This is a genomic window from Qipengyuania benthica, from assembly GCF_030717865.1.
Classification (GTDB): domain Bacteria; phylum Pseudomonadota; class Alphaproteobacteria; order Sphingomonadales; family Sphingomonadaceae; genus Qipengyuania; species Qipengyuania benthica.
Genome location: NZ_JAVAIL010000001.1, coordinates 933,388 through 958,494, shown reverse-complemented (window position 1 = coordinate 958,494; position 25,107 = coordinate 933,388). Strand labels below are relative to the sequence as shown.

Annotated in this window: 25 protein-coding genes and 2 tRNA genes; 14 read left to right on the top strand and 13 right to left on the bottom strand. The window is 66.6% G+C overall.

What is annotated here, in order from left to right; genetic code table 11:
* Positions 1 to 37 precede the first annotated feature (37 nt).
* Positions 38 to 853 carry an aldo/keto reductase gene (locus Q9K01_RS04775; protein WP_305929043.1) on the top strand — a complete coding sequence of 272 codons (816 nt, stop codon included), beginning with the start codon at positions 38 to 40 and terminating at the stop codon, positions 851 to 853.
* Here the strand turns inward: Q9K01_RS04775 and Q9K01_RS04770 are convergent.
* From Q9K01_RS04770 to Q9K01_RS04760, 3 genes are all read right to left on the bottom strand, one after another.
* Positions 850 to 1,980: an ATP phosphoribosyltransferase regulatory subunit gene (locus Q9K01_RS04770; protein ID WP_305929042.1), complete on the bottom strand. Its 1,131-nt coding sequence runs from the start codon at positions 1,978 to 1,980 to the stop codon at positions 850 to 852. The genes Q9K01_RS04775 and Q9K01_RS04770 overlap by 4 nt on opposite strands.
* A 119-nt stretch (positions 1,981 to 2,099) precedes the next feature.
* Positions 2,100 to 3,683, bottom strand: coding sequence for a phosphoglycerate dehydrogenase (gene serA, locus Q9K01_RS04765; protein ID WP_305929041.1), 1,584 nt, complete (start codon positions 3,681 to 3,683; stop codon positions 2,100 to 2,102).
* A 96-nt stretch (positions 3,684 to 3,779) separates the two neighbouring features.
* On the bottom strand, positions 3,780 to 4,940 hold the full coding sequence (locus tag Q9K01_RS04760) for a phosphoserine transaminase (RefSeq protein WP_305929040.1): 1,161 nt from the start codon (positions 4,938 to 4,940) through the stop codon (positions 3,780 to 3,782).
* Between the two features lie 214 nt (positions 4,941 to 5,154).
* Here Q9K01_RS04760 and Q9K01_RS04755 point away from each other — a divergent pair, with 214 nt between their 5' ends.
* Positions 5,155 to 6,306: a glycosyltransferase family 4 protein gene (locus tag Q9K01_RS04755; protein WP_305929184.1), complete on the top strand. Its 1,152-nt coding sequence runs from the start codon at positions 5,155 to 5,157 to the stop codon at positions 6,304 to 6,306.
* Positions 6,307 to 6,312: 6 nt separating this feature from the next.
* Here Q9K01_RS04755 and Q9K01_RS04750 read toward each other — a convergent pair whose 3' ends face one another.
* Entirely contained in the window at positions 6,313 to 6,768 is a 456-nt protein-coding gene (locus Q9K01_RS04750; RefSeq protein ID WP_305929039.1) for a hypothetical protein, read from the bottom strand.
* Positions 6,769 to 6,896: 128 nt separating this feature from the next.
* Between Q9K01_RS04750 and Q9K01_RS04745 the strand changes: the two genes are divergently transcribed.
* The 3 genes from Q9K01_RS04745 (at position 6,897) to Q9K01_RS04735 (ending at position 9,215) form a co-directional block, all read left to right on the top strand.
* The gene (locus Q9K01_RS04745; RefSeq protein WP_305929038.1) at positions 6,897 to 8,210 is read left to right on the top strand and encodes a replication-associated recombination protein A; all 1,314 of its coding nucleotides are present in this window, start codon (positions 6,897 to 6,899) and stop codon (positions 8,208 to 8,210) included.
* A complete protein-coding gene (locus Q9K01_RS04740; protein WP_305929037.1) occupies positions 8,207 to 9,085 on the top strand; it encodes a hypothetical protein in 879 nt (292 codons plus the stop codon). The genes Q9K01_RS04745 and Q9K01_RS04740 overlap by 4 nt, the downstream gene beginning before the upstream one ends.
* Positions 9,086 to 9,139: 54 nt before the next feature.
* A tRNA-Thr gene (locus Q9K01_RS04735) sits at positions 9,140 to 9,215 on the top strand.
* 31 nt (positions 9,216 to 9,246) lie between these two features.
* On the opposite strand, the gene Q9K01_RS04730 is transcribed toward Q9K01_RS04735, so the two are convergent.
* Entirely contained in the window at positions 9,247 to 10,053 is an 807-nt protein-coding gene (locus Q9K01_RS04730; RefSeq protein ID WP_305929036.1) for a DUF1499 domain-containing protein, read from the bottom strand.
* Positions 10,050 to 10,508 (bottom strand): preQ(1) synthase, encoded by a 459-nt coding sequence (queF, locus tag Q9K01_RS04725; RefSeq protein WP_305929035.1) that lies wholly within the window; start codon positions 10,506 to 10,508, stop codon positions 10,050 to 10,052. The genes Q9K01_RS04730 and queF overlap by 4 nt, the downstream gene beginning before the upstream one ends.
* 548 nt (positions 10,509 to 11,056) lie before the next feature.
* Here queF and Q9K01_RS04720 point away from each other — a divergent pair.
* The 9 genes from Q9K01_RS04720 (at position 11,057) to Q9K01_RS04680 (ending at position 19,057) form a co-directional block, all read left to right on the top strand.
* Positions 11,057 to 11,815: a hypothetical protein gene (locus Q9K01_RS04720; protein ID WP_305929034.1), complete on the top strand. Its 759-nt coding sequence runs from the start codon at positions 11,057 to 11,059 to the stop codon at positions 11,813 to 11,815.
* 54 nt (positions 11,816 to 11,869) lie between these two features.
* A complete protein-coding gene (locus Q9K01_RS04715; RefSeq protein ID WP_305929033.1) occupies positions 11,870 to 12,721 on the top strand; it encodes a sulfurtransferase in 852 nt (283 codons plus the stop codon).
* Positions 12,718 to 13,923, top strand: a complete 1,206-nt coding sequence (metC, locus tag Q9K01_RS04710) for a cystathionine beta-lyase (RefSeq protein WP_305929032.1) — start codon at positions 12,718 to 12,720, stop codon at positions 13,921 to 13,923. Before Q9K01_RS04715 ends, metC begins: the two co-directional genes overlap by 4 nt.
* On the top strand, positions 13,920 to 15,017 hold the full coding sequence (locus tag Q9K01_RS04705; protein WP_305929031.1) for a mechanosensitive ion channel family protein: 1,098 nt from the start codon (positions 13,920 to 13,922) through the stop codon (positions 15,015 to 15,017). Before metC ends, Q9K01_RS04705 begins: the two co-directional genes overlap by 4 nt.
* 97 nt (positions 15,018 to 15,114) lie before the next feature.
* Entirely contained in the window at positions 15,115 to 15,873 is a 759-nt protein-coding gene (cobA, locus tag Q9K01_RS04700; protein WP_305929030.1) for a uroporphyrinogen-III C-methyltransferase, read from the top strand.
* Entirely contained in the window at positions 15,870 to 16,166 is a 297-nt protein-coding gene (locus Q9K01_RS04695; RefSeq protein ID WP_305929029.1) for a DUF2849 domain-containing protein, read from the top strand. The genes cobA and Q9K01_RS04695 overlap by 4 nt, the downstream gene beginning before the upstream one ends.
* A complete protein-coding gene (locus Q9K01_RS04690; protein WP_305929183.1) occupies positions 16,166 to 17,830 on the top strand; it encodes a nitrite/sulfite reductase in 1,665 nt (554 codons plus the stop codon). Before Q9K01_RS04695 ends, Q9K01_RS04690 begins: the two co-directional genes overlap by 1 nt.
* Positions 17,823 to 18,302: a DUF934 domain-containing protein gene (locus Q9K01_RS04685; protein ID WP_305929028.1), complete on the top strand. Its 480-nt coding sequence runs from the start codon at positions 17,823 to 17,825 to the stop codon at positions 18,300 to 18,302. The genes Q9K01_RS04690 and Q9K01_RS04685 overlap by 8 nt, the downstream gene beginning before the upstream one ends.
* Positions 18,299 to 19,057 (top strand): phosphoadenylyl-sulfate reductase, encoded by a 759-nt coding sequence (locus tag Q9K01_RS04680; RefSeq protein ID WP_305929027.1) that lies wholly within the window; start codon positions 18,299 to 18,301, stop codon positions 19,055 to 19,057. The genes Q9K01_RS04685 and Q9K01_RS04680 overlap by 4 nt, the downstream gene beginning before the upstream one ends.
* A 10-nt stretch (positions 19,058 to 19,067) precedes the next feature.
* Here the strand turns inward: Q9K01_RS04680 and Q9K01_RS04675 are convergent, their stop codons facing one another.
* The 7 genes from Q9K01_RS04675 to Q9K01_RS04645 all read right to left on the bottom strand — a co-directional run bounded on the left by Q9K01_RS04675 (position 19,068) and on the right by Q9K01_RS04645 (position 25,080).
* A complete protein-coding gene (locus Q9K01_RS04675) occupies positions 19,068 to 19,979 on the bottom strand; it encodes an NAD-dependent epimerase/dehydratase family protein (protein ID WP_305929026.1) in 912 nt (303 codons plus the stop codon).
* Positions 19,976 to 21,094 carry a glutamate 5-kinase gene (gene proB / locus Q9K01_RS04670; RefSeq protein WP_305929025.1) on the bottom strand — a complete coding sequence of 373 codons (1,119 nt, stop codon included), beginning with the start codon at positions 21,092 to 21,094 and terminating at the stop codon, positions 19,976 to 19,978. Before proB ends, Q9K01_RS04675 begins: the two co-directional genes overlap by 4 nt.
* A gap of 24 nt (positions 21,095 to 21,118) precedes the next feature.
* Positions 21,119 to 22,180 carry a GTPase ObgE gene (gene obgE / locus Q9K01_RS04665; RefSeq protein ID WP_305929024.1) on the bottom strand — a complete coding sequence of 354 codons (1,062 nt, stop codon included), beginning with the start codon at positions 22,178 to 22,180 and terminating at the stop codon, positions 21,119 to 21,121.
* A 142-nt stretch (positions 22,181 to 22,322) separates the two neighbouring features.
* Positions 22,323 to 22,398 (bottom strand) — tRNA-Ala (locus tag Q9K01_RS04660).
* A 90-nt stretch (positions 22,399 to 22,488) separates the two neighbouring features.
* A complete protein-coding gene (locus tag Q9K01_RS04655; RefSeq protein ID WP_305929182.1) occupies positions 22,489 to 23,295 on the bottom strand; it encodes a hypothetical protein in 807 nt (268 codons plus the stop codon).
* A 358-nt stretch (positions 23,296 to 23,653) separates the two neighbouring features.
* Complete coding sequence (locus Q9K01_RS04650) at positions 23,654 to 24,403, bottom strand: Bax inhibitor-1/YccA family protein (protein WP_305929023.1); 750 nt, start codon at positions 24,401 to 24,403, stop codon at positions 23,654 to 23,656.
* Between the two features lie 176 nt (positions 24,404 to 24,579).
* A complete protein-coding gene (locus Q9K01_RS04645; RefSeq protein ID WP_305929022.1) occupies positions 24,580 to 25,080 on the bottom strand; it encodes a type III secretion system chaperone family protein in 501 nt (166 codons plus the stop codon).
* Between the last annotated feature and the right edge of the window lie 27 nt (positions 25,081 to 25,107).

Below are 25,107 nucleotides of genomic sequence, written 5' to 3'. Positions count from 1 at the left end.
GGCCTCGCTGCACCATTGTCAGGGCAAAGGAGAACCCATGACCGATTACCCCACCCTCACTCTCAACGACGACCGCCAGATCCCGCAGCTGGGCTTCGGCACCTACAAGATCGACGATGCCGACGCGCCCGAGGCGGTCCGCACTGCGCTCGATGTCGGCTACTGGCTGGTCGATACCGCCGCGATCTACCAGAACGAGAAGGGTGTGGGTCAAGGCGTGGGCGACTGGGCCGACATCTTCCTCCAGACCAAGGTCTGGAACGAGAGCCAGGGCTTCGACCGCGCCAAGAAGGCCGCCGACAAATGCCTCGAACGGCTGGGCCGCGATCATGTCGACATGCTGCTGATTCACTGGCCCTGCCCCGACAAGCGCGAGTTCGTGGACACCTGGAAGGCGTTCATCGAACTGCGCGATGAGGGCAAGGCCAAGTCGATCGGCGTGTCGAACTTCCGCGAACAGGATCTGCGCCGGATCATCGACGAGACCGGTGTCACCCCCGCGGTCAATCAGATCGAACTGCACCCCAGCTTCCAGCAGCGCGAATTGCGCCAGCTCCACAAGGAACTGGGCATCGTCACCCAGAGCTGGTCGCCGCTCGGCCAGGGCGATGGGCTGGAGAACCCCGCGATCAAGGCCATCGCGGAGGAAACCGGCCAGCCGGCCAGCGCGGTGATCATCCGCTGGCACATCCAGCACGGGCTCTCGACCATCCCCAAGGCGAGCAGCCGCGATCATATCGAGGCCAATTTCAAGGCGCTGTCGTTCGAACTCTCGGAGGATCAGATGGCGCGGATCGACGCGCTCGATAATGCCGATGGCCGGATGGGCCCCGACCCCAGCGAGTTCTGCTAGAGCGGAACCGCCGCCCCGCCCTCCAGCCGGTGCGTGCAGCCCAGCGCTGCCGCATCGTCCGCCTCGCTCACCGCCGCCAGAGTGCGCCAGCCTGTGCTGCGCAACGCGGCGGCGGCGTCGCGATCGTGTGCCAGCGGCAGGAATACCGTGGGGCGTAGCTCCTCGCTGCCGCCGCCCAGCGCCTCGAGCACGGGTTCCACGTAGAGCGAGAAGCCGGTCGCGACCTCGTCGCTGCCCTTGATCGCATAGGTCCCGCCCCTCCCCAGCGCGCCGCGCGCGCCGTCTGCGTAGAGGGTGAAGCCGAACCAGCTCTGATATTCGAAGCCGTGCCGCTCGCTCGGGTCGAGCGTCAGCCGCGCCCTGTCTCCTACTGCAGCGGCGATGCTGCGCAGGCCGGCGATCCGGCTGGCAAGCGCGCCCTGCGCATCGATCGCCGCCAATCGCTCCACCGCCTCGGCGAAGGGTCCTGCCGCGTAGAGCAGCGGCAGATAGGCTTCCCCGCCCGGCACCTGCGCCAGCCCGCCGGCGTCCTTGGTGTCGAGTTCGCGGCGCACCGCCTCGATTTCGCCATCGGCGAGCGGAAACGCTGCTGCGGCCAGCGTATCCACCAGGTCGGGCAGCGTGAAATCGACCGAGACGTTGGCCACGCCCGCAGCCTCGAGCGCTTCGAGCGCCAGCAGTACGATCTGCACCGCCGCGTCGACGCTGTCGCTGCCGATCAGTTCCGCACCGAGCTGCAGGCGTTGCCGCGCCGGATCGAGATGGTCCGAACGGATCGTCGCGACCTCGCCGCCGTAGCACAGCCGCAGCGGGCGCGGCGCCGCCGCCATCCGGGTGGCGGCGATGCGTCCGACCTGGACAGTCATATCCGAACGCAGCGCGAGCGTGCGCAGGCTGACCGGATCGGTGAAGCGCACCATGCGGCGGGTGTGGACCCCCTCCATCCGCCCGGCGAGCGAACGTTCGAACTCCACCAGCGGCGGGCGCACCCGGTCGTAGCCATGCGCGTCCATCGCCGAGAGAATCGCGCGCATCGCCCGCGTGGCTGCGGCGGCTTCGCGGGGCAGGCGATCTTCCAGACCTTCTGGCAGGAGGTCGTCGGCCGAGGTCGTGTCGGGGCTTGGCATAATAACTCACTCGCTTCGCCCCGAGCCTGCCGGGGACCGTTCTTCGGATGCGCAGCCGCGCTAGAAGATAAAACGGTGCTTCGACAAGCTCGGGACGAGTGCTTTCGCTGCTAGCGGACTCAGAACGCCAGCGGGATCGCCAGCTTGACGCCTTCCAGAGCACAAGCCTGCTTGATCACCTCGGCGGGTATCGGCGCATCGACGCTCAGCAGCAGCGTGGCCTCCCCACCCGCCTCGCGGCGGCCGAGATGGAAGGTGCCGATGTTGATGTCGTGTTCTCCCAACAAGGTACCGATTCGACCGATGAACCCCGGCGCGTCCTCGTTGACGATATAGAGCATGTGCCCTTCCAGCGCCGCCTCGATACCCACGCCGAAAATTTCTACCAGGCGCGGCGAATCGGTGCCGAACAGCGTGCCCGCCACCGAGCGGTCGCCCTGTTCGGTCGCCACCGTCACGCGCAGCAGCGTCTGGTAGATGCCCTCGCGTTCGTGGCGGACGTCGCTGACCTCCAGCCCGCGCTCCTTGGCGAGATAGGGCGCGTTGACCATGTTCACGCTTTCCGAATAGCGCCGCATGAAGCCCGCCAGCACCGCGCCGGTGATCGGCTTGCCGTTGAGCCCCGCCGCGGCGCCCTCGCGCTCGATGCTGATCTTGGTCAGATTGCCATGCGCCAGCTGCCCGACGAGGCTGCCCAGCTTTTCGGCCAGCGCCATATAGGGACGCAGCTTGGGCGCTTCCTCGGCGCTGAGGCTGGGCATGTTGAGCGCGTTGCTCACCCCGCCATCGACCAGATAGTCGCTCATCTGCTCGGCCACCTGAAGCGCGACATTGACCTGCGCCTCGGTGGTGGATGCGCCCAGATGCGGGGTGCAGATGAAATTGGGCTGGCCGAACAGCGGGCTTTCCTTGGCCGGTTCGGTGGCGAAGACGTCGAGCGCCGCCCCCGCCACATGCCCGCTGGCAAGCAGTTGGGCGAGCGCCGCCTCGTCGATCAAGCCGCCGCGCGCGCAATTGACGATCCGCACGCCCTTCTTCGTCTTGGCGAGATTCTCGGCCGAGAGGATGTTGCGCGTCTCGTCGGTCAGCGGGGTGTGCAGCGTGATGAAATCGGCGCGCGCGAGCAGCGTCTCGAGATCGACCTTCTCGACCCCGATCTCGACTGCATGATCCGGCGTCAGAAAGGGATCGTAGGCGATCACCTTCATCCGCAGGCCCTGCGCGCGCGCAGCGACGATCGAGCCGATATTGCCCGCGCCGATCAGGCCCAGCGTCTTGCCGGTGACCTCCACGCCCATGAAGGCGCTCTTGGGCCATTCGCCCGCCTGCGTCCGCGCATTGGCTTCCGGAATCTGCCTGGCCAGCGCCATGATCATGGCGATCGCGTGCTCGGCGGTTGTGATCGAATTGCCGAACGGCGTGTTCATCACCACCACGCCATGCGCGCTTGCCGCCGGAATATCGACATTGTCGACCCCGATACCGGCGCGGCCGATCACCTTGAGCTTGGTCGCGGCTGCAATGATCTCGGGCGTCACGGTTGTGGAGGAGCGTATGGCAAGGCCGTCGTATTCGCCGATGCAAGCCTTGAGTTCCTCGGGCGTCATGCCCGTCTTGACGTCGACCTCGCAGCCGCGCTCCGTGAAGATGCGCGCGGCGTTGGGGTCCATCTTGTCCGAGATGAGGACTTTGGGTTTGGTCATGGTCTGAATTCCCGTGCGAGTTTCCGCGCAGGCGCGGACCTCGTGTAATGTATGACGATGAAGCGGCTTGCGGCCCCGCCTGTGCGGGGACGCGCACTAGGCCTGCAGGCGACCGTAGGCCCACTCGATCCACGGCAGCAGGCGTTTCAGATCCTCCTGCTCGACGGTTCCGCCGCACCAGATGCGCAGACTCGGCGGGGCGTCGCGATAGCCGTTGAAATCATAGCCTACATCGCGATCCTCGAGCATCTTGGCGATGCGCCCAGGCACCTTGGCCTGCTCTTCTTCGGTGAGGCTGTCGTAGTAATCGCCCTGGAAGACGAAGCACACGCCGGTGTTGGTGCGCTGCGCCGGGTCGGGGACCATGTTGCGCAGCCACGGGGTCGCCTCGATCCAGTCGGTGACGATCTTGGCATTGGCATCGGCGCGTTCGAACATCGCTTTTCGCCCGCCGATCGACTTCGCCCATTCGAGCGCGAGGATATAGTCCTCGGTCGCCAGCATCGAAGGGGTGTTGATCGTCGCACCCTCGAAGATCGCGCGGTTGAGCTTGTCGCCCTTCTTGAGCCGGAACAGCTTGGGCAGCGGCCATACAGGATCGGTGTTCTCGATCCGCTCGACCGCCTTGGGGCTGAGGATCAGCATGCCGTGCTGCGCTTCCGATCCCATCACCTTCTGCCAGCTGTAGGTCGTGGCATCGAGCTTGGGCCAATCCATCTCCATCGCGAAGATCGCGCTGGTGGCATCGTTGATGGTGACGCCTTCGCGGTCAGCTTCGAGCCAGTCGGTGTCCGGGATCTTGGCGCCCGAAGTGGTGCCGTTCCAGGTGAAGACGACATCGTCGCCCTGCGGGATCGAGGCGAGATCGGGGATTTCGCCGTAATCGGCATCGAGCGTGGTCAATCGGGGCAGTTTCAACTGCTTGACCGCGTCCTGAATCCAGACATTGCCGAAGCTTTCCCAGGCCGCGACCGTCGCCGGGCGATCGGGATGGAGCATCGTCCACATCGCGCATTCCAGCGCACCGGTATCGGACCCGGGCATGATCCCGACCAGATAGTCTTCGGGAATGCCGAGCAGTTCCTTGGACAGGTCGATGGCGTGCTTGAGCCGCGCCTTGCCCACATTCGAGCGGTGCGAACGGCCCAGCGATCCGGTCTGGAGTTTGGAAAGCGCCCAGCCCTTGTGCTTGGCGGTGGGTCCGGATGAAAAAAACGGACGCTCCGGCTTCAATGCCGGTTCGGTATTGGCAGTCATGTATTCTCTCCTTGCAGAGAGCTCGCGCGGCGTTGGGACCGCGTGGCCCGGCGCCGGACCTAATGTTGCGCCGCAGCAAGTCAACGCGAAACAGGATTTCATCGACAGCCCGGTTGCGAGACGCGGTGAGCGCATCGCTCCGGCTTGCGCCCTCTCGCAGGCGCGATCTCCTGTCTCGCCAAAGCTTTGAGCCTCGCCTATGAGCCCGCGCAGGATGGCTGTCACCGATCTTCGCATCGCCCTCTTCAGCGGCAATTACAATTACACCCGCGATGGAGCGAATCAGGCGCTGAACCGGCTGGTGGGCTATCTGCTGGCGCAGGGCGCGGCGGTACGCGTCTATGCTCCGACCGTAGCCGAGCCCGATTTCGAGCCGACCGGCGATCTGATCGGCCTCCCCAATGTCCGGATGCCGGTGAAAGGGCGCGGCGAATACCGCATGGCCACCGGAATCGATGCCGCGGTGAAGCGCGATCTGGACGCATTCGCGCCCAATTTGATGCACATCGCCTCCCCCGATCCGGGCGGCCATGCGGCGCTCAGATGGGCGCGGCGACGCGGCATCCCGGTGCTGGCCTCGGTTCACACCCGCTTCGAGACCTATCCGCGCTATTACGGGCTGGGCTTTCTCGAGCCTGTGGTCGAAGCGATGCTGCGCCGCTTCTACAATCGCTGCGATGCGCTGGTCGCGCCCTCCGAGAGCCAGATCGCCGAGCTCAAGGCGCAAAGGATGCACCACGACATCTCGATCTGGTCGCGCGGGGTCGATCGCGACATCTTCGATCCCGCGCGGCGCGATCTCGGATGGCGCCGCGCGCAAGGCATCGCGGACGACGAGGTCGCGATCGCCTTCCTCGGGCGGCTGGTGATGGAAAAGGGGCTCGACACCTTCGCCGCGGCGATCGCCGAACTGCGCAGGATGCAGGTCGCGCACAAGGTGCTGGTGATCGGCGACGGCCCGGCGCGCGGCTGGTTCGAGGGGGCGATGCCCGGCGCGAGCTTCGCCGGCTTCCAGACCGGGCGCGATCTGGGCCGCGCGCTGGCGAGCGCGGATGTCTTCTTCAATCCTTCGGTCACCGAGACCTTCGGCAATGTCACGCTCGAGGCGATGGCCAGCGGCCTGCCCGTGGTCGCCGCCGGCGCGACCGGCGCCGCTAGCCTGGTGGTCGATGGCGAAACTGGCGCGCTGGTCCCGCCGGGCGATGCCGCCGCCTTCGCCCGCGCGCTGGCGCCCTATTGCACCGAGCCTGCGCTGCTGCGCGAGCATGGCGATGCGGGTGAGCGCCGCGCCCGCGCCTATTCCTGGGATGCGATCAACCAGGCGGTGGTCGATACCTATCTGCGGTTGCGGGAGCGCAAGCGCTAAGATCGGTCAGCGCAGCACGCCCTTGTTCTTCATGCTGAGCGCGTAGATCAGCAGGAATGTGGCGATCGACCAGATCACGATGGAAATCGCCGCGCTGGGCCCGCTCGTCACCCATTCGGGCTGCTCGCTCATCGCCTGATAGAAGGTCGTGCCCGCGAGCCCCAGCAACGCCAGCGCGAAGGCCCAGACCGCATAGCGCAGCCGCATCAGCAGCAGGACCGAGCCGAGCACGCTGCTCCAGACGCCGAGCGCCCAGAAAGCATGGACCCAGCCGGGGAAGCCGATGAAATAGGCCAGCGCTGCCTCGGCGCTCACTCCCATGTCGGTGACCATGCCCTCCATGTATTCGAGGTTGCCGAGCTGCGTCTGAAGATAGTCGTTCGCACCGAAGGCGTTCCACAGCAGCGAGATCGCGCCCACCGCCCACAGATGCCATGGCGTTCGTGCCGGAAGTGTCGTCATCGTCATCCTCCCCCTTGCCTCGAGGCGTCAACTTACGCCCATCGGCGCCTGGTGCAAAGCGGCTTTGCAAAAGCACCTTCGGCACCCGCGATGATGGATTTCCCCTCGCCATTCCCTACATGGGAGCGATGGCCGATCTCTTCCCCGACACCGTGTCAGATGTGTCAGAACCCCCTCCCCGCGAAGACGCCCCGCTCGCCGACCGCCTGCGCCCCGCCACGCTCGGCGAGGTCATCGGGCAGGACCATCTGACCGGCCCCGAAGGACCGATCGGCCGCATGGTCGCGGCGGGGCGGCTGTCCTCGATGATCCTGTGGGGCCCGCCCGGCACCGGCAAGACCACCATCGCCCGCCTGCTCGCCGCCAGCGTCGGGATGCGCTTCGAGAGCGTCAGCGCGGTATTCTCGGGGGTCGCCGATCTCAAGAAGGCCTTCGCCGCTGCCGACCGCGCCGCCGAGGTTGGTCAGCGAACGCTGCTGTTCGTGGACGAAATCCACCGCTTCAATCGCGCGCAACAGGACGGTTTCCTGCCCTTCGTCGAGCGCGGCACGGTGACGCTGGTCGGCGCGACCACCGAGAACCCCAGCTTCGCGCTCAACGCCGCGCTGCTCAGCCGCGCGCAGGTGCTCATCCTCCACCGCCTTGGTGCCGAAGCGCTGGGCCAGCTGCTCGACCGCGCCGAGACGCTCGAAGGACCGCTCCCGGTCACCGATCCGGCGCGCGATGCACTGATCGCCAGCGCCGATGGCGACGGGCGGTTCCTGCTCAACCAGGCCGAAACGCTCTACCATGCACAGCTCGACCAGCCGCTCGGCCCCGCCGAACTCGGCCGCTTCCTGCAGCGCCGCGTCGCGGTTTACGACAAGGATCGCGACGGGCATTACAATCTCATTTCCGCGCTCCACAAGGCGGTGCGCGGCTCCGATCCGCAGGCGGCGCTCTATTACCTTGCGCGGATGCTCACTGCGGGCGAGGAACCGCGCTTCCTCGCGCGGCGCCTGGTGCGCATGGCGGTGGAGGATATCGGCCTCGCCGATCCCCAGGCGCTGACGCAATGCATGGCCGCGAAGGATGCATACGAGTTCCTCGGCAGCCCCGAAGGCGAGCTGGCACTGGCGCAGGCCTGCCTCTACCTCGCCACCGCGCCCAAATCGAACGCCGTCTACAAGGCACAGAAGGCGGCGTGGAAGAGCGCGAAGGAAACCGGCAGCCTGATGCCGCCGCCCAACATCCTCAACGCGCCCACCAAGCTGATGAAGGAGATCGGCTATGGCGCGGGCTACAGCTACGATCACAATTCGGAGGAAGGCTTCTCGGGTGACGACTACTGGCCCGAGGAGATGGAGCCGCAGAGCTATTACGAGCCGATCGAGCGCGGCTTCGAGCGCGAGATCGCCAAGCGGATGGACTATTGGGACAAGCTGCGGCGCACCCGCGGGTGAGCCGGTTCGCTCATTTTCTCGCCATCGACTGGTCGGGCGCCAGGGGCGAACGCCACAAGGGCATCGCGCTGGCGCTGGCCGATGCGCGCGGCGGGCCGCCGGTTCTGGTCGAGAGCAAAAAGGGCTGGAGCCGAGCCGAGGTGCTCGCCATTCTGCGCGACGATCTGCCGCCCGATACGCTGATCGGCCTCGATCTCGGCATCGCGCTGCCGAGCGCGGACTGCGGCGCCTATTTCCCCGGATGGTCGAACTCGCCCACCGATGCTCCAGCACTGTGGGCGCTGGTCGACTCGATCGCCGCCGAGGAACCCCATCTCGCGGCCAACAGCATGGTCGCGCATCCCGCGATCCGCCCTTACTTCCGCGACGGGAGCGAGACCGGCGCGCGTTTCGGCTGCGACGACGCCGCGCATGGCCGCGGGCGGTTTCGGGTGACCGAACACGCGCAGGCGGCGATGGGCTGCAAACCCTATTCGAATTTCAACCTCGTCGGCGCGGCGCAGGTCGGCAAATCCTCGCTCACCGGAATGCGGATGCTGCATCGGCTGCGCGGCCATCTCCCGGTCTGGCCGGTCGATCCGACCGAGGACACAGGCTCGGTGATCGTTGAAATCTACACCTCGCTCGCCGCGCGCGAGGCGGGCCGCAGCGCCGGCCACGCCAAGATGCGCAGCTATGAGGCGTTGAACGAGGCGCTGGTCGCGCTTGGCTCTCCCACTGTCGAAGGCGCAGGCCCGATCGACGATCACGCTACCGACGCGCTGCTCGCCGCCGCCTGGTTGCGCACGGTCGCCGGCGATCCGCGCCGCTGGAATCCAACCGGAATGACGCCGGAGATCGCTCGCACCGAAGGCTGGACTTTCGGCGCGGTTTGATCGAAAGGCGCAGGATGATGTCGCCCTACCGCTTCGCTGCATGAGGGCGACGACGCCGGCTTAGCTCAGTTGGTAGAGCACCTGATTTGTAATCAGGGGGCCAGGGGTTCGAATCCTCTAGCCGGCACCATTCTTCCGCATCGCACGGACCCAACGGGACATCAGTTCCCCAGCCGGTCCTCGATCGCGTCGGACAGATCGCGCAGGCGCTCGGCGTTGTAGCCAAGATCCGAAAGCCCCACCCGGCTCGCCGAGCGCAAATCGATCCTGCCGTCGCGCACCCGCACGATCACATCGTCGCGAAAGCCGTAAGCGAAGGTTTCGGCCACGCCTTCCACGGTTCCGGCGGCGGGATCGCGGCGGATGTCCTGCAAGCCGATATCCGCCATCGCGGCAACTGCGGCATCCAGCGCCTCGGCCTGGCTCACCTGCTCGGTGGCGATGGGCTGCAGATCGCCGTAGTTTTCGGCGATGACATCGGCGTGCGTCTTGATCGCAAGGCTCGGATCCACCCTGTCCTGCCACATCTCCAGTCGGCCGAGCGGGGTGGAATAATCGTTGAGTTCATTCGCGCCCCACTCCTCGCGCATCGCCAGGGTTTGCGCGGAGAACTGCGGCGGATCGTAGACATCGGTCGCGACATCGTGGATCGGCGGCGCAGCATTCCCCTGCGCGCGGACCGACATCAGCCCGGCGAACAGCACGACCGGGATCGCCAGCGCGAGCGCCGCTTTCCACCAGACCCCGCGCGGCGTGCGGAAAAATGCCAGCGCCAGCGCGACAAGCGCCACGGCGGCGGCGATCGCGATCAGGATCGGTCCGGCCTGCACCGTCATGAAGAGGAAGCCCGTTTGCCAGCCGATCAGCCCGATCTTGGGCGCGAACACCGCGAAGACGAACCACACCAGCACCGCCAGCGACAGCCACAGCGCGTATTTGGGCAGCTTTTCCATGAAATCCTTCATCATCCTCTCCCTCTGTAGGATGCGACACCCTGATCGGGCAGCCAGAGCGCCTGTGGCGGAGCGCCGCTCTGCCAGAACACATCGATCGGTATACCGCCACGCGGATACCAATAGCCGCCGATCCGCAGCCACTTGGGCTGCATCTCGTCGAACAACCGCTTGCCGATCCCGACCGTGACATCCTCATGGAAACCGCAATGATTGCGGAAGCTGCCGAGGAAGAGCTTGAGGCTCTTGGATTCGACGATGGTTTCGCCCGGTGCATAGTCGATCACCAGATGCGCGAAATCGGGCTGGCCGGTGACCGGGCACAGCGAGGTGAATTCGGGCGCGGCGAAGCGGACCATGTAGAGCTCGCCGCTGCGCGGGTTGGGAACATAGTCCAGCTCCGCCGCTTCCGGCGAGGCGGGAAGCGAGCTGTCTCGCCCGAGAAATTTGGGGTTTGGTGTGGTGCCCATGCCGCGCTCCTGCCGGTTCCGACACGCATGCGCAAGCGATCGCTTGGAGAGCGAGGCTTCACAGCCTATTCAGCGCGGCTTCCCGACACGCTCGGCCCGTTCCATCTGCAAGCATGGCAATGACCCGCCCCACATCCCGACTATCGTTGCCCGCTCTGGCTTTCTTGACCTGGCCCCTGATCGCACCGGTTGCGGTCTCGGCACAATCGGCGCAGGATTTTCAGCTCCCCCCGAACCCCGCGCCCACCGCGACGCCGAGTCCCAGGGTGCAGGGGCCGGTCGATCTCGAGAGCGGGATCCCGACGGCACCCCGACCGCTATCTACGCCCACCTCCACCCCTACACCCTCCCCGCGGCCGACCGCAGTCGCGAGCCCGATCCCCGTTCCTGCGCGCAGCCCCATCGCCACTCCGACTCCCGAGCCGCGCGGTCAGCCTCGTCCAGCAGTCACGCCGGGCGCCACGCTGACGGCGAACCGCGAGGCTCCGGCGGCTCCGCCCCGCCTGACGGGGCAGACTAGCACTGCGGAGCCCGGTTCAGGGGGCGAGATGGAGCAAGACCCGTCCGCCGTTGAAGCGAGCCCGCCGGTCGGCAACCTGCCCGCACCGACCCTCGCTTCTCCCGCGCCCGCCGCTGGCGTCGCCTCCACCGAGACAGAAAGCAAGTCGGCGTGGTGGTGGTTCGCCGGGTTGGGTCTGCTTGCCCTTCTGGCGATCGTCGCCGCCTGGGCGCTGCGCCGCTCGCGTGCCAAGACTGTGCCGCCACAGATCGAACCGCCGGTGGTGCGCAAGGGCGGCGGCCAGGACGGCGGCCCGACCGTCGCCGCGTCGCGCGCCGCGCTCACGCTGCGCCCAGAAGCGATCCGCCTCAGCCGCAGCGTCATGGCGGCGACGCTCAGCTACCGGCTCACCGTCCTCAATCGCGGGACCGAGGCGCTGAGCAATGTCGTCATCGAAGCCGATCTGGGCTCCGCCAGCGGCGACCGCCCGGTCGAGCAGCAGGTCGCGATGGCCGATACCGCGCTCGAACCGCGCCACACCATGCCCCGGCTCGCACCGGGTCAGTCGGCGCGCTTCGAGGGCAAGCTGCAACTGCCGCTGTCGCAGGCCGGCATCCTGCGCCAGGGCGACACCCCGCTGCTGGTGCCGCTGCTCCGGCTGCGCACGATTGCCGACGGAATCGCGCCGCAGGCGCAGACTTTGGCGATCGGTCAGCAGGGGACCGGCGGCAGCGGCCGTCTCCAGCCGTTCCGGCTCGACGAGGGCCCGCGCGGCTATGAACCGTTGGCGCAGCGCGCGCTCGACTAGCCTCGTCCCATCGGGCCGCTCGACTAGGCTCCCGCAGACCGCTAGTCGAAGGGCATGGACACTCTCGTTTCGACGCAATGGCTGACCGAACATCTCGCCGATCCCGATCTCGTCATCCTCGATGCCACCAAGCACCTGCCCGACGTCGAACGCGACCCGCGCGAGGATTTCCTTGCTGCCCACATTCCCGGTGCGCGCTTCCTCGATCTTCCGAGCCTGCACGACGCCGAGGCTCAGGTGGGCAACACGCTGCCGACTTCTGCGCAATTCTCGGCCCGGATGTCCGCCTTGCGGATCGCTCCGACCAGCCGGATCGTGCTCTATGACGACAGCGCGATCGCCAGTGCGGCGCGCGCCTGGTTCATCTTTCGCCTCTACGGGTTGACGGATGTGGCGCTGCTCGATGGCGGCTGGGCGAAGTGGCGAGCGGAAGGGCGCGCGATCGAGAAGGGCACGGTCGAAGTGTCGCCATCGGAGTTCGCGGCCACCGAGCCGGCTGCGCGCGTCCGCAGCAAGGCCGACATGCTCGCCAATTGCGCCAGCCGCACCGAGCAGGTCGTCGACGCCCGCGATGCCGCGCGCTTCCTCGGCACCAGCGCCGATACGATCCACGAACTTCCGGGCGGACATATCCCCGGCGCGCGCAATGTTTTCTTCCGCAACCTGTTCGCTTCCGACGGCACCTACAAATCGCCCGAGGAACTGCGCCGCGCCTTCCATGACGCCGGGATCGATCTCGATCGGCCGATCGCCGCCAGCTGCGGCAGCGGGATGACCGCCTCGGTGCTGCTCTTCGCGCTGCATCTCGCCGGGGTCGATGATGCCGCGCTCTACGACGGCAGCTGGGCGGAATGGGGGGCCGATCCCGCCACCCCCAAGGAAACGGGAGCGGCGCGCGCAGCATGACCGGGACAAGGGAAAACAAACTGTTACCCGCGACGAGACTGGTGACCGGAGGGCGCAGCCCCGATCCGCACGTCGTCAATCCGCCGGTGTACCGCGCCAGCACGCATCTTTACGCCGATTGCGCCGATCTGCGCGCGGGCACGAAGAGCAATGCCGATGGCAATTTCTTCTACGGCCGGCGCGGCTCGCCGACGCAATGGGCGCTCGCCGAGGCGCTGACCGCTCTCGAGCCCGGCGCGCAGGGCACGGTGCTCTACCCCAGCGGCGTTGCGGCGATTGCGGGCGCGCTGCTGGCGGTGCTCAAGCCCGGCGACGTGCTGCTGGTGACGGACAATGCCTACGATCCCAGCCGCGCGATGGCCAAGGGACTGCTCGCGCGGCTCGGCATCGATGCCCGGTTCTTCGATCCGCTCGACATCGCCGCCTATCGCGCAGCATTCTGCGATCGCACCCGCGCGGTGTGGCTGGAGAACCCCGGCAGCCTGACGATGGAGGTCTGCGACATCCCGGCGCTCGCCGACGAGGCGCGCGAGCGCGGCGCGGTCAGCCTCATCGACAACACCTGGGCCACTTCGCTCGGCTTCCCCGCGCTCGATCGCGGTTGCGATATTACGGTGCAGGCGCTTACAAAGCATGTCGGCGGGCATTCGGATTTGATGATGGGCGCGGCCAGCGCGGGCGAGCGCTGGCATCGCGCGCTGCGCCGGACCGCGCAGGAACTGGGCCATGTGGTCTCGCCCGACGATGCGGCGCTGGCGCTGCGCGGCTTGCGCACCATGCAATTGCGGCTGGAGCGCAGCACCCGCACCGCGCTCGCTCTGGCCGGATGGCTGTCGGCGCGACCCGAGGTCGCCCATGTGCTGTGCCCGATGCTCCCCTCCGATACCGGCCACGAATTGTGGCGGCGTGATTTCACCGGCGGCTGCGGGCTGTTCAGCTTCGTGCTGTCGGGCCGCGACGATGCGGCGCGCTGCCGGCTGATCGATGCGCTCGAACTGTTCGGGATCGGCTACAGCTGGGGCGGGTTCGAAAGCCTTGCCCTGCCCTTCGACGTGGAGCCGATCCGCGCGCGAATGGACTGGCCGAGGCCGGGCTGGCAGGATGGCGACCGCTATGCCATCCGCCTATCTGTCGGGCTCGAGGACCAGCAAGACCTTATCGCCGATCTAGAACGGGCCTTGGCCGCCATGGAACACCAATGACCGCCCCGATGCCCTCCCCACCTACCGATGCGCCCACCCAGGCCGGAGCGGTGCCTGCCGTGGACGGGGCGCCGGTCGAACAAGCCTGGAGCCTTGCCGAGCCTGCGCCCGCACTCGAAAGCGTCGCGGCATCCGAAGACATCCGCGAGCGGGTATCCGCACAGAGCGAGGTGGCGGGCGACTTCCTCGATACGCTGGATGCGCTGGCTCTCAGCGTCGGCGATTTCCGCCTGTCGGTTTGGGATGTGGTGGTGGTGGGGGCGATCGTCGCCTTCGTTCTCACCCTCGCCTGGCTGACAACCAAGTCGCTCAACTGGCTGCTGCGCCGATTCACCCGCTTCGACGATGCCCAGCAGCTGCTCGGGCGCAAGATTCTCACCATAGCCGTATGGGGGATGGCGTTCTTCATCGGGATCGACCTGCTGGGGGTCGATCTCACCGCGCTGGCGGTGTTCTCGGGCGCTTTCGGGCTCGCGATCGGGTTCGGTCTGCAGAAAACCTTCGGCAATCTGATCGCGGGGATCATCCTGCTGATGGACAAGTCGATCAAGCCCGGCGACGTCATCGCGGTCGCCGACACCACCGGCAAGGAGACCTTCGGCCAGATTCGCAAGATCGGGGTCCGCGCGGTTTCGGTCACCACCCGCGACCAGCGCGAGTACCTGATCCCGAACGAGAACCTGATGATCAATCAGGTCGAGAACTGGTCCTATTCCTCCAAGAACGTCCGCATGCAGATCCCGGTCGGGGTCAGCTACGGCGCGGATATGAAGAAGGCCGAGGAGCTGATGCTCGAGGCGGCGAAGGACGCGCCCCGCGTGCTCAAGACGCCGCCACCCACGGTGTGGATGAGCGAATATGGAGATTCCTCGGTCAATTTCGTCATCCACACCTGGATCCAGGACCCCGAGGAAGGCGTCGGCAATGTCCGCTCTGCCGTACTCAAGCGGTTGTGGTGGCTGTTCAAGGAACACGACATCGAGATCCCGTTCCCGCAGCGCGACATCAATCTGCGCGACAGCGATCAGTTCGAACGGCTGATCGAGGCGCTGGCTCAGCGCCAGGCTGCGGACGCGGACGGCGGCAAAGACTAGCTTCGCGGGCGGCTAGCCCACATTTCAAAAGCTGAACTGTGCCGGCGCGCAAGCATTCTGATTGGCGCCGAAGCGAGCGCGGGGGCATTTTCCCCTCATGCGAAACACAGGCATCATCCATCTCGTGGGCGCCGGACCCGGCGATCCCGACCTGCTGACGCTGCGCGCCGCGCGGCTGATCGCGGCCGCCGACGTGATCGTTCACGACGGACTGGTCTCCGACGACATTCTCGATTTCGCCCACCGGGATGCGACGCTCATCTCGGTCGCCAAGCGCCGTTCGCACCACAGCATGGCGCAGGACGAGATCAACGCCCTGCTGGTGCGCGAGGCGCGCGCCGGGCGGATGGTGGTGCGCCTGAAGGGAGGCGATCCGCTGGTCTTCGGGCGCGGCGGCGAGGAAGCCGAGGCCGCACGAGCCGCCGGTGTCGCGGTCGAGATCGTCCCCGGGATCAGCGCCGCCAATGGCGCCGCCGCTGCCGCGCAGATCGCGCTCACTCACCGCGACGCCTCGAGCGCGGTCAGCTTCGTCGCCGGCCAGTGCAAGGGGCTCGCCGAGCAGGACTGGGCCGGGCTCGCGGGCAAGGGCCGCACGCTGGTCATCTACATGGGCGTCAAGACCGCGCCGCAGATCGCCGAGAAGCTGATGGCCGACGGCCTCGCCCCCGACATGCCGATCGCCGTGATCGAGAACGCCACCCGTTCGGCCATGCGCGTGCTCCGAGGCCCGCTCGCCGCGCTGCCCGACCTGGTCGAGCGCGAGCGCGTGGTCAGCCCGGCGCTGATCGTGATCGGCGAAGTGACCGCGCGCGAGGATGCGACGCTGGCCCAGCTTGCACAGGAAACCGCACGATGAGAATTCTCACCGGCAATGATCTCAAGACCGGAGCGGTCACCTGGTGGACCGGGAGCGACTGGTCGCTCCATGTCGAGGATGCGGTCGACGTCACCGGCAAGGAAGACGAAATCGCCCGCCGCGAGGAATCGGCGCGCCGGGTCAACGTCCCCTACGTGATCGATGCCGAACTCGAAGGGGGCAGCCCCCGCCCCGCGCATATCAAGGACCGGGTGCGCGCGCTCGGCCCCACCGTGCGCCCCGACCTGACCCTCAAACCCGCCGATCCCGATATCGGCAAGTGGGTGATCTGATGTACCGCTACGACACATACGACCAGGCGATGGTCGACGCCCGGGTCGAGGAATTCCGCGACCAGTGCCGCCGCCGCCTCGAGGGCAAGCTCACCGAGGACCAGTTCAAGCCGCTGCGGCTGATGAACGGGCTCTATCTCCAGCTCCACGCCTACATGCTGCGCGTCGCGGTGCCCTATGGCACGCTCAGCGGCGACCAGATGCGCGCGCTCGCCGACATCGCCGAGAAATACGACCGCGGTTACGGCCATTTCACTACCCGCCAGAATATCCAGTACAATTGGATCAAGCTGGAGGATGCGGGCGATATCCTCGCCGATCTGGCCAAGGTCGAGATGCATGCCATCCAGACCAGCGGCAATTGCATCCGCAACATCAGCTCCGATCATTTTGCCGGCGCCGCTGCCGACGAGGCGACCGATCCGCGTCCCTATGCCGAGCTGCTGCGGCAGTGGTCGAGCTTCCACCCCGAGTTCGCGTACCTCCCGCGCAAGTTCAAGATCGCGGTGATCGCCTCGAAGACCGACCGTGCGGCGATGAAGCTGCACGACATCGGCATCCGCATCGTCGAGCGCGCCACCGAAGATGGGAGAGCCGAATTAGGCGCCGCCTTCTACGTCGGCGGCGGCATGGGCCGGACCCCAATGATCGCGCCCTGCATCAACGAATTCGTTCCGCTCGACCGGCTGATCACCTATGCCGAGGCCTGCCTGCGGGTCTACAACCGTCACGGTCGCCGCGACAACAAGTACAAGGCACGGATCAAGATCCTCGTCCATGAGCTGGGTGCGGAGGAATACACCCGCCAGGTCGAGGCAGAGTACGCACATCTGCTCGATCAGGGCGTCGAGCCGCCCTTCGCCGAGCTGGAGCGGATCCGCAGCTTCTTCGCCGATCCCGCCTTCCGGGCGGCCGAGGAGGCTTCTGCCTCCGGCGAGCCTGCAGAAACCGCGTCCGATCCGGCGTTCCGGCGCTGGGTGCAGCGCAACACCAACCCGCACAAGGCCCCCGGCTACGTCTCCGCGGTGATCAGCCTCAAGCCGGTGGGCGGGATTCCGGGCGACGCCACCGCCGAGCAGATGCGGCTGATGGCCGATCTCGCCGAGCGTTACGGCTTCGATGAATTGCGGGTGATGCACACGCAGAACATTGTCCTGCCGCATGTTCACAAGTCCGATCTGCCCGCAGTCTGGCGAGCGCTCGACGGAGCCGGACTCTCTACCCCCAACCTCGACCAGATCGGCGATATCATCGCCTGTCCGGGGCTCGACTATTGCAGCCTCGCCAACGCCCGCTCGATCCCGGTGGCGCAGAAGATTTCGGAGCGCTTCGAGGCCAGCGGCAAGGGCGAGGCTTTGGGCGAACTGAAGCTCAAGATCTCGGGCTGCATCAACGCCTGCGGTCATCACCACGCGGGCCATATCGGCATCCTCGGGGTCGATCGCAAAGGCGTCGAGAACTACCAGCTCTCGCTCGGCGGGAGCGAGGCGGAAGACACCGCGCTCGCCAAGATCACCGGGCCGGGTTTCGACGAGGACGGCATCGTCGATGCGGTCGAGACCGCCGCCGATGTCTATCTGCGCGAACGCACCGAGGGCGAGCGCTTCCTCGACACCTACCGCCGCATCGGCATGACCCCGTTCAAGGAGGCGCTCTATGGCTGATCCGGTGACCAACACTGACGGGCCCCTTATTGATGGCCGGGGCCACAACAGCGGCCTGCTGCGCTACCGCAGCGACGCAATCGCCGACCATGCAGCGGTCACCGTCGATGCCTTCGTCGAGCAGGACGATGCGCTCGCGGTCCGGATCGAACCCGGCGACGAGGCGCGCGAGCTGATCCCGCATCTGGACCGGGTGAAGCTGGTCGAGGTCAATTTCCCCGCTTTCGGCGACGGACGCGGCTATTCCTCCGCCCGGATCCTGCGCGAGGCGGGTTACGAGGGCGAATTGCGCGCGGTGGGCGATGTGCTGGTCGACCAGCTCGCCTATATGCGCCGCTGCGGCTTCGATTCCTTCGATCCCGACGCGCCGCTCGATGCGGGCGATGTCGAGGCGGCGCTGGCGCGCTGGCCCGATGTCTACCAGTCCGCCGCGGACGAACGTACCCCGATCTGGACCAAGCGGCACGCATGAACGAGCTGCGCGCCATCGACCGACTGGACACCCGTCCCCGCTTTTCGGAGCACGACGCGATCCGCCTCAACCGCATGTTCCGTGGCAGCGACACGCTGGAGATGCTGCGCGCGGTGATGGCGGACGATCTTGTCGGCGATCTGGCGACGGTCTCCAGCTTCGGTGCCGAAAGTGCAGTTCTGCTCCATCTGCTGTCGCAGATCGACCCCGGCATCCCGGTGCTGTTCCTCGAGACCGGCAAGCATTTCCCCGAAACGCTCGCCTATCGCGATGTTCTGGTCGAGCGGCTCGGGCTGACCAATCTGGTCAATCTCCACCCTGAACTGGACGAGCTCGAGAAGCGGGACGAAAACGGGCTGCGCTGGTCGTTCGATCCCGACGGCTGTTGCGAGATCCGCAAGGTGCGGCCGCTAGCCAAGGCGCTGGCCGGCTACGATGCCACTTTCACCGGGCGCAAGGCGTTCCAGTCCTCGACCCGCGCGCAACTGCCGCGGTTCGAGATCGACACTTCGGACGCGCAGGGGCGGCTCAAGATCAATCCGCTGATCGACTGGGATGCCGAGCGGATCGCCGGCTGGTTCGCCGAGCACGACCTGCCGCGCCACCCGCTGGTCGAGCGCGGCTATCCCTCGATCGGCTGCTCCCCCTGCACCGGCAAGGTAGCCCCCGGCGAAGACCCGCGCTCGGGCCGCTGGAAGGGTTGGGACAAGGTCGAATGCGGCATCCACAAGCCGGGCGAAGAACCCTTCCTCTGATCGGTCTCGGCTAGAGCCAGCCCGCAGCGCGATACCACGCAGCCGTCGCTGCCAGACCTTCTTCGGCAACGATCCGGGGGTGCCAGACGGCATCCGGCACGCGCCGATCGCTGCGCGCAGCCCAGTCGGGATGGCACATATAGCCCACCCGGTCCGGCGTGAGTTTGGCTTCGTCGCCGCGCAGCAGGCGATCCGCCCGGGCAGCAAGCGCGAGCACTCCGGCGGGCAGATGCGGTGCGAACACGCGCTCCCGCCCCAATGCGCGACCGATCGCCTGCGCCAGTTCGCGATGCGCATAGCCGCCCGGGCGCCCATCGTCGGGCTCCAGAATGGCGCCGCTCACGCCTTCGCCTCCCGGAACCAGCGCCAGCAGGCATTCTGCCAGATCGTCGACATGAATTAGCGATGCGCGGCCCCGCGGCGGCATCGGCACCACGCCTGCTCGCGCCGCGCGGAACAGCTCGAACATGTCGCGATCACGCGGCCCGTAGACCGCAGGCGGGCGAACGATGGTCCAGTCAAGCCCGCTGGCAGCCACATGTTCCTCGGCGCGCGCCTTGGAGGCGCCGTAGGCTGACAGCTTTGGTTCGCGCGCCGACAGCGAGGAGACGAAGACGAAGCGTTCCACCTCCGCGGAACGCGCGACTTCGATCAAGGACGCGGTACCCGCGACATTCGCCTGCTCGAATCGCTGCGGATCGGGGGTATTGGTGAGACCCGCGATATGGATCACGGCGCGCGTCCCGCTGGTCAGCTCGGCGAGCGCGCTGCGGTTGGAAAGGTCGCCTTCGATCCATTCGACGCCCTCGCGCCGCTCCTGCGGGCGCCGGGTCAGCGCCCGAACCGGCATTCTCGCCCGCGCCGCCGCATCGAGCAGCGCCTGGCCGACGAAACCGGTCGTCCCCGTGACCGCGAGGCTCATGTCCGCACCATATGGTCGCGATGGATCACCGCGGCCCTCGGCGTATAGCCGAGCCGCTCTTCCTGCTCCGCCTCGCGCAACCCCATTATGGCGCGGCATTCGTGGCTGGCGTATTCGACCAGCCCCTGGCCGAGCCGCTCGCCCTTAGGCCCATGGATCGCCACAAGATCGCCGCGCACAAAGTCTCCCTCGACCTCGCTCAACCCGGCAGCGAGCAGACTCGCGCCTTGCCCAAGCGCCGCGACGCAGCCCTCGTCGACGCCGAGCACGCCGGCGACCGTCAGGCGCCCGCCCAGCCAAGCCTTGCGCGAGCCCTCGTCGCGCTGCGGGAGGAACAGCGTACCGCGTCCGGCATCCAGCGCTTTGGCGAGCGGTGCATGGCCGGTGCCGTCGATAATCGCCAGCGCGATCCCCGCGCGCTCGGCGATCCGCGCCGCCTCGACCTTGGCGGCCATGCCGCCGCGCCCTAGCCCCGAACCCGAATCCGCCGAGGCCATCGCCAGTATCTCGGCCGTTACCCCGTCGACCCGCTCGATCAGCACTGCTCCCGGCTCGCGCGGATGGCGGTCGTAGAGACCCTCGACATCGGACAGCAGCACCACCGCATCGGCACTGGCCGCCTGCGCCACCCGAGCCGCCAACCGGTCGTTATCGCCGAAGCGGATCTCCTCGGTTGCGACGCTGTCGTTCTCGTTGATCACCGGGACCGCGCCCGCCTCGATCAGCCGCGCGAGCGTGGCCGAGGCGTTGAGATAGCGGCGGCGGTCTTCCAGATCGCCCAAGGTCACCAGCAATTGCGCCGCGATGATGCCGTGGCGGCCGAGCGCCTCGGACCACAACCGGGCAAGCTCGACCTGTCCGACCGAGGCAGCGGCCTGCGCATCGGCAAGGCTCCCGCGCCCGCCCCTGGCAAGACCCAGCCGCGCCGCGCCCAGCGCGATCGCGCCCGAGCTGACGACGAGAATCTCGGTGTGTTCGCGCAGTGCCGCCAGTTCGGCGGCCAGCGAGCCCAGCCATTCGGCGCGCGGGCTGCCGTTCTCGATCAGCAGCGCCGAGCCGATCTTGACGACCAGCCGCCGCGCGCGGCGCAGGTCCGAAAGGTGGGCGATTTCCATCGGCGCTGGACTAGAGCAAAACCGTCAGATCGGCGACCAGACGATCTGATCCGCCGCTTCGGTATCCTCGACCTCGGCAGCCTTGGTTTCGGTCGAGGTCCGGTCGGGCAAATAGGTCAGCACCGCATCGAGCAGCGCCTCCATGCCAGCGCCGGTCGCGCCCGAGATGCTGAACACCCGTTCCGCGCCCGCCTCGCGCAATTCGGCGGCGAAGCCCTCGGCGAGTTCGTCGTCGGCAAGATCGATCTTGTTGAGCGCGATCAGCTGCGGCTTGTCGGCCAGGCCGGAACCATAGGCCGCGAGCTCGGCATTGACCGTCCGCATCGCTTCGGCGGGATCGTCGCCGGAGATATCCACCAGATGGATCAGCACCCGGCAGCGCTCGATATGCCCGAGAAAGCGATCGCCGATGCCCGCGCCATCCGCTGCACCTTCGATGAGGCCGGGAATATCGGCGACCACGAATTCGCGCGCGCGGTGGCGTACGACGCCCAGCTTGGGCACCAGCGTGGTGAAGGCGTAATGCCCGACCTTGGCCTTGGCGTTGGAGACCTGGTTGATGAAGGTCGATTTGCCCGCATTGGGGAGCCCCAGCATGCCGACATCGGCGAGCAGCTTGAGCCGCAGCCAGACCCACATCTCCTGCCCGGGAATGCCGGGCTGGTGCTGGCGCGGGGCGCGGTTGGTCGAGGTCTTGTAGCTGGCATTGCCGCGCCCGCCGATCCCGCCCTCGAGGAAGACGATCCGCTGGCCGACCTCGGTGAAGTCGGCGAGCACCTCTTCCTTGTCCTCGGACAGGATCTGCGTGCCCACGGGGATCTGTATCACCAGATCGTCGGCGCCGGCGCCGGTGCGATCCTTGCCCATGCCATGCGTGCCGCGCTGGGCCTTGAAATGCTGCGAATAGCGAAAGTCGATCAGGGTATTGAGGCCCCGCACCGCCTCGAAGACGATATCGCCGCCCTTGCCGCCATTGCCGCCGTCGGGGCCGCCATACTCGACGTATTTCTCACGTCGGAAGCTGACCGCCCCGGGGCCACCGCCGCCGGACTTCAGATAGATCTTGGCCTGGTCGAGAAAATGCATCGTCGTTTGCCTCTGTGGCAGCGCTAGAACGGACCCCCGAGGTCCGCAAGGGCGAGCGAACGCGCACAGAACGAAGACGAAGCGGGCACCGCAGCTGGTGCGGAACGAAAACGGATATGTTTTCGGATAAGGATCGAACACCTGGTGGAGCCGAGCGGGATCGAACCGCTGACCTCGTCATTGCGAACGACGCGCTCTCCCAACTGAGCTACGGCCCCGTTCCAGGTTTATCGCTCCGGCGTGTCTGCAAGAGCGAGCGCGCGCCTTAGCGAATGCACCGCCCGCTGCAAAGCCCTAAGTCGGGGCGGCTATTCGCTGCCCGCGATCTCGCCGTTGCGTTCCGTAGCGTAATTCGATCCGGGCGACTGCAGGGTTTCCTCGGGCAGGATGATCGGGCCCTGCCTCGGCAGCGGCGCGGGCTGTGGCTGGGCATCGGAGGCGGGGACCGGAGTGGCTTCGATCGCAGTGGATTCCTGTCCGGTGGTGCCCGACAGGTCGATCATGAGCTCGCCCTGTGCCGGACTGCCTCCGGCGGACGACCGATCTGCGGACGAAGAGCCCATGGACGCAGCGCCGGTCGTGATTCCATCGGGATTGCCGTAGAAGGTGGTTCGCACTTCAGATCTCGACGGGCCATAGCGGGCGTCCCACGCGGCAAGATCGGTGCGATATTGTTCGTAGGCGCTGAAGAAGGTCTCGAACTCGCGCTCGATCCGCGGCAGCGCCTGTGCGGCGAAGAGCTCGAGATCCGTCACCTCGGGGGCCAGCGCTTCGGAGCTGACCGCAAGCGCGACGTCGCAGAAGTTTTCCTGCGCAGGTGGCAGCGCGAAGTAATTGTAGACCCGGGTCATGTACGAATCCTGCACGTCGCGAAATCCCGGGCCGTATTCGGCGCGAAACTCGGCGATCAGCGCGCGGTTGGTGGACGACAGCTTGCTGGCGTAGCGATCGAGGAAAGCGGTGTAGTTGGGCAGCAGGGCGCCATGCTCGGCGGTCATGCAGTTGAGCGCCGCGACGTTGAGCGCGGAGCGCAGGTTCCAGACGGTCTGCGCGGTCGAAAGGTCGGCATTGACCGTCTGCCGCACGCCATCGACACCCACCATCGGAATGGTCATCACCGCCGTCGCGCCGCCCGGAGGCATCGGGCGCGGGGGGATCACTTCGACCGGCGGAGGAGGAGGAGGAGGAGGAGGAGGAGGCGGTGGCGGCGGGGTCGCGCAAGCGGCGAGAGCGGCCAATGCGGCGGCAACGGCGGCCAGTCTGATATGAATTGTTCGTACGCGGCGCATGGGCTGCGACCCTCCCTCGTGCTGTCGGGCGTATTTGAAATCTTTCGGCACCTACAGTCGCACAGATGGATGCAGGCTGAAGCAGTGAGCCTTAAACGTCTCTGCCGCATATGAAAATGCCCGGGGCGCAAAATGCGTCCCGGGCACGATCAGTTGAGTCCATCCTGCGATAGAGCGAGTGGGATTACTCGCGATTGACGCCCATGAAGCGCAACAGGAACAGGAACATATTGATGAAGTCGAGGTACAGGCTCAACGCGCCCAGGATGATCGCCTTGCCGGCAAACTCGGTACCGCGCAGATGCTGGTACTCACGCTTGAGGCGCTGCGTGTCGTAGGCTGTCAGACCGGCAAAGATCAGCACGCCGAGGAAGCTGATCGCCAGTTCCAGCATGCTCGACTGCAGGAAGATGTTGATCACCATCGCGATGATCAGTCCGATCACGCCCATCACCAGGAACGTGCCGAAGCCCGACAGATCCTTCTTGGTGGTGTAGCCGAACAGGCTGAGACCCGCGAAGGCCCCCGCGGTCGCGAAGAAGGTCGCCGCGATGCTCTCGCCGGTATAGACCAGCAGCAACGAACTGAGCGACAGGCCCATCGCGATCGCAAAGCCCCAGAACATCGCCTGCAGCGTGCTGCGGGAGAACTTGTGCGCGCCGAAGCTCATCGCGAAAACGAAGCCGAGCGGCGCCAGCGCGACCACCCAGAACAGCAACCCGCCCTGAGCCAAAGTATAGGCAAAGCCCGACCGCGCAGTCAGCATAGCGACGATGCCGGTGAGTAGCACACCCGATGCCATGTAATTGTAGATCGAAAGCATGTGCGAGCGCAGGCCCGCGTCGAAGGTTTCGCGCCGGGCAACGGCGTCGCCAGCGCGCGGGACCGAGCTGAAGCCCGTCCGTCGCTGTTCAGTGTCGTTCCAATCGGCCATTTCTAATCCAACTCCTTTACGCGGACATGTGCGCACGATGCGCCCCGCTCGCTCTCGACAATATCGGCGACGTGGCGTTCTTTTTCAAGGAAAACCGGTGATGCCAAGCCAGAGAAAGCTCAGCCTTAGCGGCCCGCCTCGGCACCGCATCGCGAAGCTCGGAGCAGCTGATCCGATCAGGCTTCGCCCGCGGCATCCACCATCGCGGCTTCCAGCGCATCGCGCGGGCTCTTGCCGCCCCACAGCACGAACTGGAAGGCAGGATAGAACCGGTCGCATTCGTCGACTGCAATCTCGATTAGCGCCTGCGCCTGCGCAAGGCTGAGCATGCCGTTGTCGGCAAGCAGCGTCCCATTGCGATAGAGCAGCACGCCGCCATTGGACCAGATGTCGAAATGGCCGAGCCAGAGCTGTTCGTTGACGAGGGTGGCAAGTTCATTGGCGGCCGGGCGATGTTCCTTTGCGACGCGGACATCGGGAAGGCACAGCACCTGCAAGACATTGTCTTCCGCGCGCCAAATTCCCTTGACCTGATAGGTCGCCCAGCTGCCCTGGATTTCGCCGCTCAACTCGTCGCGAGTCGATTCGCAGGGCCAGCCGCGCGCCTCGAACAGCGCAGTAAGCATCTCGATCGGCGCGCAATCGTCTTCGCCCTCGTAGCTTTCCACGGCTCTCATCGATTGCGTCCCGTCCAGATCATGGAT

Bases quoted from the DNA above. Each gene is read 5' to 3' on its own strand.
- Q9K01_RS04775 (WP_305929043.1), top strand. From the start codon at position 38: ATGACCGATTACCCCACCCTCACTCTCAACGACGACCGCCAGATCCCG.
- Q9K01_RS04770 (WP_305929042.1), bottom strand. From the start codon at position 1,980: ATGCCAAGCCCCGACACGACCTCGGCCGACGACCTCCTGCCAGAAGGT.
- serA (WP_305929041.1), bottom strand. From the start codon at position 3,683: ATGACCAAACCCAAAGTCCTCATCTCGGACAAGATGGACCCCAACGCC.
- Q9K01_RS04760 (WP_305929040.1), bottom strand. From the start codon at position 4,940: ATGACTGCCAATACCGAACCGGCATTGAAGCCGGAGCGTCCGTTTTTT.
- Q9K01_RS04755 (WP_305929184.1), top strand. From the start codon at position 5,155: ATGGCTGTCACCGATCTTCGCATCGCCCTCTTCAGCGGCAATTACAAT.
- Q9K01_RS04750 (WP_305929039.1), bottom strand. From the start codon at position 6,768: ATGACGACACTTCCGGCACGAACGCCATGGCATCTGTGGGCGGTGGGC.
- Q9K01_RS04745 (WP_305929038.1), top strand. From the start codon at position 6,897: ATGGCCGATCTCTTCCCCGACACCGTGTCAGATGTGTCAGAACCCCCT.
- Q9K01_RS04730 (WP_305929036.1), bottom strand. From the start codon at position 10,053: ATGATGAAGGATTTCATGGAAAAGCTGCCCAAATACGCGCTGTGGCTG.
- queF (WP_305929035.1), bottom strand. From the start codon at position 10,508: ATGGGCACCACACCAAACCCCAAATTTCTCGGGCGAGACAGCTCGCTT.
- Q9K01_RS04720 (WP_305929034.1), top strand. From the start codon at position 11,057: ATGGAGCAAGACCCGTCCGCCGTTGAAGCGAGCCCGCCGGTCGGCAAC.
- Q9K01_RS04715 (WP_305929033.1), top strand. From the start codon at position 11,870: ATGGACACTCTCGTTTCGACGCAATGGCTGACCGAACATCTCGCCGAT.
- metC (WP_305929032.1), top strand. From the start codon at position 12,718: ATGACCGGGACAAGGGAAAACAAACTGTTACCCGCGACGAGACTGGTG.
- Q9K01_RS04705 (WP_305929031.1), top strand. From the start codon at position 13,920: ATGACCGCCCCGATGCCCTCCCCACCTACCGATGCGCCCACCCAGGCC.
- cobA (WP_305929030.1), top strand. From the start codon at position 15,115: ATGCGAAACACAGGCATCATCCATCTCGTGGGCGCCGGACCCGGCGAT.
- Q9K01_RS04695 (WP_305929029.1), top strand. From the start codon at position 15,870: ATGAGAATTCTCACCGGCAATGATCTCAAGACCGGAGCGGTCACCTGG.
- Q9K01_RS04690 (WP_305929183.1), top strand. From the start codon at position 16,166: ATGTACCGCTACGACACATACGACCAGGCGATGGTCGACGCCCGGGTC.
- Q9K01_RS04685 (WP_305929028.1), top strand. From the start codon at position 17,823: ATGGCTGATCCGGTGACCAACACTGACGGGCCCCTTATTGATGGCCGG.
- Q9K01_RS04680 (WP_305929027.1), top strand. From the start codon at position 18,299: ATGAACGAGCTGCGCGCCATCGACCGACTGGACACCCGTCCCCGCTTT.
- Q9K01_RS04675 (WP_305929026.1), bottom strand. From the start codon at position 19,979: ATGAGCCTCGCGGTCACGGGGACGACCGGTTTCGTCGGCCAGGCGCTG.
- proB (WP_305929025.1), bottom strand. From the start codon at position 21,094: ATGGAAATCGCCCACCTTTCGGACCTGCGCCGCGCGCGGCGGCTGGTC.
- obgE (WP_305929024.1), bottom strand. From the start codon at position 22,180: ATGCATTTTCTCGACCAGGCCAAGATCTATCTGAAGTCCGGCGGCGGT.
- Q9K01_RS04655 (WP_305929182.1), bottom strand. From the start codon at position 23,295: ATGACCATTCCGATGGTGGGTGTCGATGGCGTGCGGCAGACGGTCAAT.
- Q9K01_RS04650 (WP_305929023.1), bottom strand. From the start codon at position 24,403: ATGGCCGATTGGAACGACACTGAACAGCGACGGACGGGCTTCAGCTCG.
- Q9K01_RS04645 (WP_305929022.1), bottom strand. From the start codon at position 25,080: ATGAGAGCCGTGGAAAGCTACGAGGGCGAAGACGATTGCGCGCCGATC.